Genomic DNA, 11,814 nt, shown 5'->3' with positions numbered 1-11,814 from the left:
AGCGGGCGGTGCCGCCGGGTTGCGTTAGCTTTCGTAGTCGATCGCGTGGCGCAGCTGCTTCTCGTATTCCAGTGCCTTGCCTGTGCCCAAGGCTACACAATTCAGCGACTCGTCGGCAATAGAAATGGGCAGGCCGGTCTGTTCGCGCAGGGCAAGATCCAGCTCACCCAGAAGCGCGCCGCCCCCGGTCAGCATCACGCCGCGATCCACGATATCCGCGGCCAGATCCGGCGGGGTCGCTTCGAGCGCGGTCATCACCGCCTCGCAGATCTGCTGCACCGGCTCGGCCAGCGCCTCGGCGACCTGCGCCTGATTGAGCTCGGCCTCCTTGGGCACCCCGTTCAGAAGGTCGCGGCCGCGAATATGGATCGTCGCCCCGCGCCCGTCATCGGGCATCCGCGACGTCCCGATGGAGGTTTTGATGCGCTCTGCGGTCGCCTCCCCGATTAGGAGGTTCTGCTGGCGGCGCAGGTAGTTGATGATCGCCTCATCCATGCGGTCGCCACCCACGCGAACCGAGCGCGCATAGACGATATCGCCGAGGCTGAGCACCGCGACCTCGGTGGTCCCGCCGCCGATATCCACCACCATGGAGCCTGTCGGATCGGTGATCGGCATGCCCGCGCCAATGGCCGCGGCGATGGGTTCGGCGATCAGACCCGCGCGCCGCGCGCCCGCCTTGAGCACGGAATCGCGGATCGCGCGTTTCTCCACCGGGGTGGCGCCATGGGGGACACAGACGATGATTTTGGGCTTCGAGAAGAAAGTCCGGCGGTGCACCTTGCGGATGAAATGCTTGATCATCTCTTCGGCCACGTCGAAATCAGCGATCACACCCTCGCGCATGGGACGGATCGCCTCGATCGAACCGGGCGTCCGGCCCAGCATCATCTTGGCGTCTTCGCCCACGGCCAGAACCTGCTTCTTGCCGTCTTTGACGTGATAGGCCACCACGGAGGGCTCATTCAGGATGATGCCCTTGCCTTTGACATAGACCAGCGTGTTCGCCGTCCCGAGGTCGATCGCCATATCCGTTGAAAAGAGCGAAAAGCCACCTGCCATTGCCCGCCTACCCCACGTCTAGAATCCTTGGCACAGACTCGGGCGCGCCGAGGTGCACGTCTTAATGACCGCTGCACCGCAGCGGGTAAAGACCCATTCCCCCAGCCTATGGCAGCTTTCCGCCATCAGGCCAAGCCGAAGGGGCGGGGTCTTGACGGGGGCCGGGATGGCCCGCCGTCGTCGGTCTTCGGACCGGTCAGCTCACATCCTTGTAGGACACCTCGCGCCGGTCGCTGCCTTCGGGCGTCTTTTCGCGCCGCACCAGCAGACGGTTCAGCGCCTGAACATAGGCCTTGGCCGAGGCCACCACCGTGTCCGTATCCGCCGCCTGGCCCGAGACGATACGACCATCTTCTTCCAGCCGGACGGTGACGGTGGCCTGGGCGTCGGTGCCCTCGGTGACCGCGTGCACCTGATAGAGCTGCAGCCGCGCGGCATGGGGGAACAGGGCCTTCACCGCGTTGAAGGTCGCGTCCACCGGACCATCGCCCTGGGCCGTCATCTGGGTGTCGACACCATCGACGGTCAGAGTCAGATCCGCCGATTGCGGTGCTTCGGTGCCGCAGATCACCCGCAGGAACTTGACCTGCAGCCGCTCGCGGGCGGGATCCGTGCTGGCCTCGCCCATCAGCGCCACGAGATCCTCGTCATAGATCTCTTTCTTGCGGTCGGCCAAGGCCTTGAACCGGACAAACACATCCTTGAGCTGGTTGTCGCCCAGCTCATAGCCCAGATCGGACAGTTTGGCGCGCAGGGCCGCACGACCGGAATGCTTGCCCATGACCAGGTTCGTTTCGCTGAGGCCGATATCCTCAGGACGCATGATCTCGAAGGTCTCGGCATTCTTGAGCATGCCGTCCTGGTGAATCCCACTCTCATGGGCGAAGGCGTTCTTGCCGACGATCGCCTTGTTGAACTGGACCGCAAAGCCCGAGACTGAGGCGACCCGGCGGGAGATGTTCATGATCTTCTGCGTGTCGATGCCGGTCTGGTAGGGCATGATGTCATTGCGCACGCGCAGGGCCATGACGACCTCTTCCAGCGCGGTGTTGCCCGCGCGCTCGCCCAAGCCGTTGATCGTGCACTCGATCTGGCGCGCGCCCGCATCCACGGCGGCCAGGGCATTGGCGGTCGCCATGCCCAGATCGTTGTGGCAATGGGTGGCAAATGTGACGTCCCCCGCGCCGGGGATGTCGCCGATCAGCCGCGCGATCAGGTCGGCGCTCTCGCGCGGGGCAGTGTAGCCCACCGTGTCGGGGATGTTGATGGTGGTGGCCCCGGCCTTGATCGCGATCTCGATCACCCGGCAGAGATAGTCATACTCGGTGCGCGTGGCGTCCATGGGCGACCATTGAACGTTATCGCACAGGTTACGCGCATGGGTGACCGTGTCGTGAATCCGGTCGGCCATTTCGTCCATGGTCAGGTTCGGGATCGCCCGGTGCAGGGGCGAGGTGCCGATAAAGGTGTGGATCCGGGGCTGGCGAGCGTGGCGCACTGCTTCCCAGCAGCGGTCGATATCCTTGAAATTCGCTCGCGCCAGCCCGCAGATCACGGAATTCTGAGCATTCTTGGCGATTTCGCTCACCGCGGCAAAGTCGCCATCCGATGCGATGGGGAAGCCCGCTTCGATGATGTCGACCCCCATTTCGTCGAGCAGACCGGCAATCTCCAGCTTCTCGTCATGGGTCATGGTCGCGCCGGGGCTCTGCTCGCCGTCGCGCAAGGTCGTGTCGAAAATCAACACGCGGTCCTGTTTCGTCTTGTCGGTCATGGGATGTCTCTTGATTTAGCCGTTTGTCTCTGTCGCGAAGTGGCGCAGCGAATACCTCTGAGCGGTCGCGCCGGACGGCACGCTCAGAGGCGGCTAAGAAGAAGGAGACGTGCAGGAAGGCGCGCGCCGGTCATGGCGCGCGGCAACATCGTGTCAGAGGCGGTTTGCAGCGTCATGGGCCCCTTTATACGGGCGGCTCCGCGAATTCCAAGCTGGAAATCATGCAGGCCGACGGCAGCGCTTCGCCAAACGATCCCACACTTGTGGGGCTGTAGTCGAAGACCGCGATCACGCCGCCCTCGTCAAAGGCCACATAGACCTGGGTGCCCTCTGCATTGATCGTGACGCCCTCGGCGTCATTGCCCGCGAATTGCAGAGAGGTCACCGATTGCAGCACGCCATCGGCATCGAACTCGAACAGGCTGTCGGACGCATCGGCGTCATCCACCACGAGGATCGTGCCATGGACCGGGTCCTGGGTGATGCCCTGAGGCTCCATCAGTTGCGGGCTCTGCATGTAGCCGATCAGGCGGCGCACCGTGGTCCCATCCTGGCGGATCTGCACGATCTCGGCTGCCGTGTCATCCGCGACCCAGTAGTCCGAACTGCTATTGTCCACATAAAGGCCGTCCGTATCCCGCAGGGTCAGGGACAGCCGGAACGGCTCGCCCAGAGCCTTGCCATCGCGCGAGACCCGTTGATAGAGGCCCGAGCCGTCAGAGATCAGCAGGTGGTCACCTTCGACGGCGACCGCATCAACCCGGTGAAGCGGCGCTTCGAAGCTGCGCACCTCGTTGCCCCAGAGGTCGATGAGCCGGACCGTGCCGGTCTCGTTCGCAACCCAAAGGCCGCAGAAATTGCGATCATAGGCGAGGCCCGAGGGGCCATCGGACGGGAAGCTTCTCAGAAGGTGTAGCTCAATCGCGGACGCAGGAGCCCCAAGCAACAGGGATGCGAGCGCGGCAATGAATAGTCTGGTCATTCGTCAGTCTCACTCTACATTACCTCCCTCAGCCTTCTGAAAGGCTACTCTGAATTCCTTAATAAAAGCCCTCGGCAGATTGCCGCTGCGACCTAAGTGTCACGCCGATGACAAGGAGAGACGCTATGGCCCCGCGCGCGCTGATCCTCGGCAATTCGGGCGGTATCGGTGCCGCGTTGCAGGTCGAGCTCGAAAAAACACATGAAATCATAGGTCTGTCCAGGAGTGAGACGGGCTTCGATGTCACGGACGCTGCAGCGGTCGACACCCAGCTCGGCGCGCTGGAGGGGGTGTTCGACCGGGTGATCGTTGCGACCGGTGCCTTGGAAATTGCCGGTTCTGCCCCCGAAAAATCCCTGCGCGACCTCACGCCGCAGGCCCTTTTGGACCAGTTCTTGGTGAACGCAGCGGGGCCTGCGCTGGTGTTGCGCCATGCGCAACGGCTCTTGCCCAAGGACCGTCCTGCGGTCTTTGCGGTGCTCTCGGCGCGGGTCGGATCGATCGGGGATAACCGGCTGGGCGGGTGGTACAGCTACCGCGCGGCGAAGGCGGCGGTGAACCAGCTGGTCCACACGGCGGCGATCGAAATCGCGCGCACCCATCGCGAGGCCGCGGTGGTTTGCCTGCATCCGGGCACGGTCGCGACGCCCTTTACGGCCAAGTATCTCGGCCGCCACCCGTCCGTTCCGCCGGCCGAGGCTGCGGCCAATCTGGTCCGGGTCATGGACCGGGTGGGCGCGGCCCAGACGGGGCAGTTCTTCGACTGGTCCGGGGCCGAGGTGCCCTGGTGAGCGCGCTGCGACTGATCCTGATCCTCGGCGACCAGCTCTCGCCCCAGATCGCCGCCCTGGCCGAGGCGGAGGCTGGCCGCGACGTGGTGGTCATGGCGGAGGTGATGGACGAGGCCTCCTACGTGCCCCACCACCCCAAGAAGATCGCCTTTCTCTTTGCCGCCATGCGGAAATTCGCGGCCCGGCTGCGCGATCAGGGCTGGACTGTCGCCTATACCGAGCTGGAGGATCCGGAGAACACGCAGTCGATCCCCGGCGAGCTTCTCCGCCGTGCCGACGCGCTGGGCGCGACCGAGGTCATCGCCACGGAACCCGGGGAATGGCGGCTCATCTCGGCGTTGGAGGATTGCCCGCTGCCGGTCCACCAGATGCCCGACACGCGGTTTCTGGCCAGCCACGCGGAATTCGATGCCTGGGCCGAGGGGCGCAAGCAGCTGCGGATGGAGTATTTCTATCGCGAAATGCGGCGCAAGACAGGCTACCTGATGGAGGGGGGCAAGCCCGAGGGCGGCAAGTGGAACTACGACCACGACAACCGCAAACCCGCACCCGAGGATGTGGCTTTCGAGGGGCCGCTGCGTTTTGCGCCCGATGCGGTCACCGAAGAGGTGCTCGCCCTCGTCGCGGACCGTTTCGGCGAGAATTTCGGAGAGCTCACGCCCTTCTGGTTCGCCACCGATGCAGAGCAGGCCCAGCAGGCGCTGGATCACTTCATCCGGCATGCGCTTCCGAAATTCGGGGATTATCAGGACGCGATGCTGTCAGAGAACCGGTTTCTCTATCACGCGGTGATCGCGCAATACATCAATACGGGCCTGCTGGATTGGCGCGCGGCCTGTGACGCGGCGGAGGCCGCCTACAGGGACGGAACCGCGCCGCTCAACGCAGTAGAGGGGTTCATTCGCCAGATCATCGGCTGGCGGGAATACATGCGCGGGATCTATTTCCGCGAAGGCCCCGACTATACGCAGCGCAACGCGCTGGGCCACGACCGGCCCTTGCCGGCCTTCTATTGGGATGCCGACACGGATATGCATTGTGTCTCGCAGGCGGTCGGCCAGACCCGGGACGAGGCCTATGCCCACCATATCCAGCGGCTGATGGTGACGGGCAATTTCGCGCTCTTGGCCGGGATCGATCCGGCGGCGGTGCATGAGTGGTATCTCGCGGTCTATGCAGATGCCTATGAATGGGTTGAGGCGCCGAATGTCATCGGCATGAGCCAGTTTGCCGATGGCGGTGTGCTGGGCTCAAAACCTTACGTGTCGAGCGGCGCCTATATCGACCGGATGTCGAATTACTGCAAATCCTGCGCCTACAAGGTTAAGCAGAAGACAGGGGAGGGGGCCTGCCCGTTCAACCTGCTCTATTGGCAGTTCCTGATCCGGCATCGCGCGAAGTTCGAGGGCAATCCGCGCATGGCGCAGATGTACCGGACCTTTGACCGGATGGACGAGACACGGCGCGAGACTGTCTTGGCCGAGGCCGAGGACCTGCTGGCGCGGCTCGACCGGGGCGAACGGATCTAGGCGGGGTTACTCGGTCGGCGTGGCCGCGTCGTCATCCTGGGTGGCAGGGCTGGGCGGTGCTTCGCCGCCATTGCGCAACAGCGCGCCGTTCTGCCATTCGCCGGATTCGACCTGCCCGCCCACATAGGTCAGCGTGCCCTGGCCCGAGCGTTTGCCGCCTTCGAACGTGCCCACATAGACATCGCCATTGGCATAGGTGGCGCGGCCAAAGCCGTTGATCTCGCCGCCGGTCCAGTTGCCCTCGTAGCGGAACCCATCCGCAAGCACGACTACGCCCTCGCCCTCGCGCATCCCGCCCCGGAACGCGCCGCTATAGACCGAGCCGTCGGGATAGGTGGCGGTGCCTTCGCCCTCCTTCTCGCCCGCGACCCAGCCGCCGGTATAGCTGTAGCCGTTGGGATAGGTGATCGTGCCGGTCCCGTCGGTCAGCGCGTTGCGGAACTGGCCTTCATAGACGATGCCGTTGGCGTAGCGCGCCACACCGTCGCCCTCGATCACGCCCGCGACCCAGGTGCCCGCATAGGTGGAACCGTCGGGATAGGTGATCTCGCCCATGCCATGGGGCTTCTCGTCCACAAAGCTGCCCACATAGCGCGAGCCGTCGGGATAGACGACGGTGCCTTCGCCCTCGATCTTGCCCTCGACCCAACTGCCTTCGTAGCGGTAGCCATCGGGGCCTTCGAACACGCCCTGCCCGTGGCGCTGATCGTCGGCGAAGCTGCCGGTATAGCGCAGCCCGCTGGCATAGATCATGGTGCCTTCGCCCTGCAGCAACCCATTGACCAGCGTACCTTCATAGATGTCGCCATTGGGCTGGATCAGGCGCCCCTGTCCGTTGAACTGGCCATTCGCCCATTCGCCATCGTAATCGAGCCCGTCCGGTCGGGTCAGTCGGCCCGCCCCGGTGCGTTCGCCCGCCACGACCGTGCCTTCATAGACCGCGCCATCGGCATAGGTGATCCGGGCCTGTCCATGCATCACGCCGTCGACCCAGTCTCCGTCATAGATATAGCCATCCGCGGCCTCCATCCGGCCCGGACCGTTCTGGCGGCCATTGAGGAAAGAGCCGGTGTAGAGCGCGCCATCGGCATAGCTCGCTGTGCCGTCTCCGGTCATCCGGCCATCGACCCAGTCGCCTTCGAAGGTCGCGCCATCGGGATAGGTGATCCGGCCCTGCCCCTCGGGTTTGCCCTTCACGAAGCTGCCCACATAGACCGAGCCATTGGGGAAGCGGGCCTCGCCCTGTCCGCGGATCTCGCCGCGGACCCATTCGCCGGAATAGACATAGCCATTGGGGAGCGTATAGGTGCCGACCCCGTCCTGCAGCCCGTCAACAAAGGTCCCCTCATAGATCCCGCCATCGTCGAATTGCTTCACAATGGCCCCGTCCTGAGCCAGTGCCGGGCCCTGCGCGGCCAGCAGAAGGCCCGCCGTCAGGGCGATCCGGCGCAGGGAAGAGACGGGCGGAGACTTATGCGGCATGGGTTCTGTCCTGTCGGGCCTGCGCGCGGGATGCGGCGGCGTTCTCGTTGGGCAAAAGGCTAATGGACCTCCCGTCAGGGGGCAATGGGCTAGGCGGGGGGCCGCGAAGGCGCGCCGAGCCTTTCGCCCGGCGGAGGACCTGCTACAAACGCCCCAACGGCGAAGCGATGCTTCGCAGCGACAGTCAATCCGAGGCGCCCCAGATGACCCAGACCTTTCGCCTGACCCTGGCCCAGCTGAACCCGACCCTCGGGGCGCTGGATGACAATGCGGCCAAGGCCCTGTCGGCCTGGGAGGCCGGCAAAGCGGCGGGCGCGCAATTCGTGGCCCTGCCCGAGATGTTCCTGACCGGCTACCAGACCCAGGATCTGGTCATGCGTCCGGCCTTTGCCGCCGATGCGGAGCGGGTGCTGGCCGCCTTGGCGCAGGATTGCGCCGACGGGCCCGCGCTGGGCATCGGATCGCCGCATATCGAAGGCGGCAAGCTTTACAACACCTATGCCATTCTCGAAGGCGGGCGCGTGGTGGCGAGGGTGCTCAAGCATCACCTGCCCAATGCGGATGTGTTTGACGAGGAACGGCTTTTCACCTCGGGGCCGGTGAGCGGGCCGTACCGGATCGGGCCCCTGCGCATCGGGACGCCGATCTGCGAGGATGCGTGGTATCCGGATGTGACCGAGACCCTCGCGGAATCGGCGGCCGAGATCCTGCTGGTACCCAATGGCTCGCCCTATCACCGCAACAAGCATGACACCCGGCTCAACCTGATGGTGGCACGGGTCATCGAGACCGGTCTGCCGCTGATCTATCTGAACATGGTGGGCGGACAGGACGACCAGATGTTTGACGGGGCGAGCTTTGCCCTGAACCCCCATGGGGCGCTGGCCTTGCAGATGCCCGCCATGGATGAGGCGATCACCCATCTGGATCTCGACGAGACGCCCGAGGGCTGGCGGATCCGCGAGGGCGAGAAGGCCGCGCTCCCCGACGAATGGGAGGCCGATTACCGGGTGATGGTCGAGAGCCTGCGCGATTACCTGCGCAAGTCGGGTTTCGGCAAGGTGCTGCTCGGCCTGTCCGGGGGGATCGATAGCGCGATCGTTGCCACGATCGCGGCCGACGCGATCGGACCGGAGAACGTGCGCTGCGTGATGCTGCCGTCGGAATATACCTCGGAGCACTCGCTCGAGGATGCGGCCGGCGTGGCCGACCGCCTTGGCTGCCCGCTGGATACGCTGCCCATCGCCGGGCCGCGCGCCGCAGTCTCGGAGGCGCTGGCGCCCTTCTTCAACGGGACCTCGCCGGGGATTGCTGAGGAAAATGTGCAATCGCGGTTGCGCGGGTTGCTTCTGATGGCGCTGAGCAACAAGTTCGGCGAGATGCTTTTGACCACGGGCAACAAGTCCGAGGTCGCCGTGGGCTATGCCACGATCTATGGCGACATGGCGGGGGGCTACAACCCGATCAAGGATCTCTACAAGACCCGGGTTTTCGAGACCTGCCGCTGGCGCAACGAGAACCATCGCGACTGGATGATGGGACCGGCGGGCGAGGTGATCCCGCAGCGGGTGATCGACAAGGCCCCGTCGGCGGAGTTGCGCGAGGATCAGAAGGACGAGGACAGCCTGCCGCCCTATGGGGTGCTCGACGCGATCCTCGAAGGCCTGATCGACCGCGAAGCCTCGGTGGCGGAACTGGTCGCCGAAGGGTTCGAGCTTGAGACGGTCAAGAAAGTCGAACACCTGATTTTCATCAGTGAATACAAGCGGTTCCAATCGGCACCCGGCGCAAGGCTGACCGAGCGGGCCTTTTGGCTCGACCGGCGCTATCCCATTGTGAACCGCTGGCGCGACACCTCGGCGACGCGCAACCACTGACACGCTCTGAACCACGCTGAAACCGGGTCCTGGGGGTCGGAAGGCTGGCGCTCAGGGGCGCGGAAGCAGTGGACCCGTGCCCTTCTAACAGGTCCGCCGGAACGGCTTGCGCGCAGGTGCGGCGCGGCGGGTCTGGTCCCGCGACGGCAGGGCCGAGCGGTGCGGGCCGACGTCTCCTATGCCCTCGCGGATCGCGCCCTGATCCACCCGCGCAAGCCCGCTGCAGACCGGTGCGAACCGGCGCAACGCGGCCCCGGAAAGGGGCGCGCCGGGCCTGCCAGACGGCGGTCGGCCCCCCGTCGGACAGCTGTCGGACATGTGTCGGGCAAGTGTCGGGCACGGGCGCGCGTTACCCCCCAAATCGCGCAACACTACTCCCACCAGCGGTCGATGGCGGCGATATCCTCATCGGACCAGCCGAAGTGATGGGCGAACTCGTGGACGGTCACATGGGCGATCAGATCGGGAAGGCGCACGCCCTCGCGCTCGCGCCATTCTGCGAGGATCGGCTGGCGAAAGAGCCAGACCGTGTCCGGCTGCATCGGTTGATCGAAGACGGATTTCTCTGTCAGCGGCACCCCGTCATAGAGCCCGGTCAGATCGAGCGGATCCGGGATGTCGAGATCGTCGAGCATCCAGTCCTGAGGCATCTCTTCGATGACGATGGAAACCTCCGCCGCCAGCGCCGCAAAGGGCGCGGGAAACTCGGCCACCGTGGCGCGGGCCATCTGTAGAAAAGCGGTGAGATCGGGGGCGCGGTCAGACATGACCCTCTATCGCAGGCACGGGGCGGCGAGGGAAGAGAGGGGCAGGAGCGGCCCGCCACTGTTTCGAAGGACGCATTTGAGCCCGAGCCGATAGATCGTGTTTTCGCCGCTTCGGCGACAGTTGCGGCCACGGCCCCTCGCCGCACTGTGTCTGGTCGCTCGGTGGGCACATCCTGCGATAGCCTCTGGAATGCACTCAAGTCAGTCCTGGTCCAGAGCCCTCGCAATGTAGACAGATGGACGACCACGCCCCTTGGTGTCCCCCCGGATGTTCCCTGCCGTAAGTTTTGCGCGTATCGGCAGTCACTTCGGAGTTCCGAATGATCGACGGAGCATCTCGCCTGCCCGAGCTCCTCCAAGACTTATGTCGACCTGCTCATGCCAGCACTCTGAGCGGTGGCTCTGAGCTCGGCAACTTCCGCCACCTATGCGTCTGGTCGCGCCAGAGGTTTCCGGGCTGAGCGACTGGCGGTCCGCGAGAGGCCGGAGCTGCATCGGGATCGGCGGGGCGCTTGTCGACAACAGCAAGATCCGTCTGATCGGTTCCGCGGCGGGGTCGCGACCGGCTGCCCGAGGCGCGTGCCGTCGGTCAGCGGTCGAACCCGTCCGGGAGATAACCGCACTCCGTGAGCATCCGGAGGGCAAACTCGCGCCGGAAATTCCTGATCTCGCCATAGGTGGCGGCACGGGCATAGAGCGCGAAGGGGATCGGTTGCATTCCGGTTCTGGCCACCCATCCCACATACCAACCTTCGAAGGGGCGTGAGAAATCCCCCGGGACGAGGGGCCCCGATCCGGTCTTGCCGTGGAGGCTGAGCTCGGGGCTGCGACGGTCGAGGCTTGCTGTGGTGAGCGCCTCTAGGTTTTCTGGCGCCACATCGAGAGACCCCGAGAGCAAGCGGGAGAGAAATGCGACCTGCTCCGAGACCGAGATGCGCAGGGTTCGGTCCAGCCAGAACCTGTCCGACGCTTCGGGCGCGGCGGCATTGCCATAGCGCCACGCGTCGAGAACTGTCCGGTAGGTCTGCGCGCCGACATCGAGGGCGATATCCCGAAAATACCAGGCGGCCGACCGTCTGAAGGCGCTTTCGAGTGTTTGGTCCCGGCGCCAGTCCTCGGGCCAGTATCCCGCCGCCGGTCGGCGTTGCGGATCCCAGGATCGCGCGGCATGCAGACCGTCAGCCGCGCCGGTTTCCAGCGCGATCAACAGATTGGGGATCTTGAAGCTTGACCAGGGGCCATGGCGTGTTTCGAGATCGCTGTTCTCGAGGAGGCAGGCCTCCTGCGTTTCGAGATCGCGGGCCAGGAAGCTGACATCGCGCCCGGTCATCTCCTTGGCGAGAGGGGCTGCGGCGATGACGCTGCGTGTTTCGGCCCGCGCCTCGCCCGCGAGACAGGCGATCAGAGCGCAGACGGAGCAAGCGGCGATGGCGGTCTGGAAAGGCATGGGGCAGGTCACTGTGGTTGGGTGTTGTCATGTCCAATCGGCGCTGACCATCCGGGCGGGAGGCCACAAGGGTCGGCGGGTTGGGCCGCATTGGGGTCGGACA

Annotated in this window: 9 protein-coding genes; 3 read left to right on the top strand and 6 right to left on the bottom strand. The window is 65.0% G+C overall.

Features of this window, described 5'->3' with window-relative positions; genetic code table 11:
• Positions 1 to 24 precede the first annotated feature (24 nt).
• The 3 genes from ACP15I_RS15200 to ACP15I_RS15190 all read right to left on the bottom strand — a co-directional run bounded on the left by ACP15I_RS15200 (position 25) and on the right by ACP15I_RS15190 (position 3,818).
• A complete protein-coding gene (locus ACP15I_RS15200; protein WP_424965371.1) occupies positions 25 to 1,062 on the bottom strand; it encodes a rod shape-determining protein in 1,038 nt (345 codons plus the stop codon).
• A gap of 196 nt (positions 1,063 to 1,258) precedes the next feature.
• On the bottom strand, positions 1,259 to 2,836 hold the full coding sequence (locus ACP15I_RS15195; RefSeq protein WP_424965370.1) for a 2-isopropylmalate synthase: 1,578 nt from the start codon (positions 2,834 to 2,836) through the stop codon (positions 1,259 to 1,261).
• Positions 2,837 to 3,020: 184 nt separating this feature from the next.
• Positions 3,021 to 3,818: a hypothetical protein gene (locus tag ACP15I_RS15190; protein WP_424975738.1), complete on the bottom strand. Its 798-nt coding sequence runs from the start codon at positions 3,816 to 3,818 to the stop codon at positions 3,021 to 3,023.
• A gap of 125 nt (positions 3,819 to 3,943) precedes the next feature.
• Between ACP15I_RS15190 and ACP15I_RS15185 the strand changes: the two genes are divergently transcribed.
• Together ACP15I_RS15185 and ACP15I_RS15180 are read left to right on the top strand one after the other, a co-directional pair.
• Entirely contained in the window at positions 3,944 to 4,609 is a 666-nt protein-coding gene (locus tag ACP15I_RS15185) for an SDR family oxidoreductase (protein WP_424975737.1), read from the top strand.
• Positions 4,610 to 4,614: 5 nt separating this feature from the next.
• Complete coding sequence (locus tag ACP15I_RS15180; RefSeq protein WP_424975760.1) at positions 4,615 to 6,138, top strand: cryptochrome/photolyase family protein; 1,524 nt, start codon at positions 4,615 to 4,617, stop codon at positions 6,136 to 6,138.
• A gap of 6 nt (positions 6,139 to 6,144) precedes the next feature.
• On the opposite strand, the gene ACP15I_RS15175 is transcribed toward ACP15I_RS15180, so the two are convergent.
• Positions 6,145 to 7,620 carry a 2-isopropylmalate synthase gene (locus ACP15I_RS15175; RefSeq protein WP_424975736.1) on the bottom strand — a complete coding sequence of 492 codons (1,476 nt, stop codon included), beginning with the start codon at positions 7,618 to 7,620 and terminating at the stop codon, positions 6,145 to 6,147.
• 203 nt (positions 7,621 to 7,823) lie between these two features.
• Between ACP15I_RS15175 and ACP15I_RS15170 the strand changes: the two genes are divergently transcribed.
• Complete coding sequence (locus ACP15I_RS15170; RefSeq protein ID WP_424975735.1) at positions 7,824 to 9,497, top strand: NAD+ synthase; 1,674 nt, start codon at positions 7,824 to 7,826, stop codon at positions 9,495 to 9,497.
• 371 nt (positions 9,498 to 9,868) lie between these two features.
• On the opposite strand, the gene ACP15I_RS15165 is transcribed toward ACP15I_RS15170, so the two are convergent.
• Positions 9,869 to 10,264, bottom strand: a complete 396-nt coding sequence (locus ACP15I_RS15165) for a metallopeptidase family protein (protein ID WP_424975734.1) — start codon at positions 10,262 to 10,264, stop codon at positions 9,869 to 9,871.
• A 589-nt stretch (positions 10,265 to 10,853) separates the two neighbouring features.
• Positions 10,854 to 11,711: a penicillin-binding transpeptidase domain-containing protein gene (locus ACP15I_RS15160; RefSeq protein ID WP_424975733.1), complete on the bottom strand. Its 858-nt coding sequence runs from the start codon at positions 11,709 to 11,711 to the stop codon at positions 10,854 to 10,856.
• Between the last annotated feature and the right edge of the window lie 103 nt (positions 11,712 to 11,814).

It is taken from the genome of Dinoroseobacter sp. S124A, from assembly GCF_049801015.1.
Classification (GTDB): domain Bacteria; phylum Pseudomonadota; class Alphaproteobacteria; order Rhodobacterales; family Rhodobacteraceae; genus Dinoroseobacter.
This window is presented reverse-complemented; position numbering and strand designations above follow the sequence as displayed.

Bases quoted from the DNA above. Each gene is read 5' to 3' on its own strand.
- ACP15I_RS15200 (WP_424965371.1), bottom strand. From the start codon at position 1,062: ATGGCAGGTGGCTTTTCGCTCTTTTCAACGGATATGGCGATCGACCTC.
- ACP15I_RS15195 (WP_424965370.1), bottom strand. From the start codon at position 2,836: ATGACCGACAAGACGAAACAGGACCGCGTGTTGATTTTCGACACGACC.
- ACP15I_RS15190 (WP_424975738.1), bottom strand. From the start codon at position 3,818: ATGACCAGACTATTCATTGCCGCGCTCGCATCCCTGTTGCTTGGGGCT.
- ACP15I_RS15185 (WP_424975737.1), top strand. From the start codon at position 3,944: ATGGCCCCGCGCGCGCTGATCCTCGGCAATTCGGGCGGTATCGGTGCC.
- ACP15I_RS15175 (WP_424975736.1), bottom strand. From the start codon at position 7,620: ATGCCGCATAAGTCTCCGCCCGTCTCTTCCCTGCGCCGGATCGCCCTG.
- ACP15I_RS15170 (WP_424975735.1), top strand. From the start codon at position 7,824: ATGACCCAGACCTTTCGCCTGACCCTGGCCCAGCTGAACCCGACCCTC.
- ACP15I_RS15165 (WP_424975734.1), bottom strand. From the start codon at position 10,264: ATGTCTGACCGCGCCCCCGATCTCACCGCTTTTCTACAGATGGCCCGC.
- ACP15I_RS15160 (WP_424975733.1), bottom strand. From the start codon at position 11,711: ATGCCTTTCCAGACCGCCATCGCCGCTTGCTCCGTCTGCGCTCTGATC.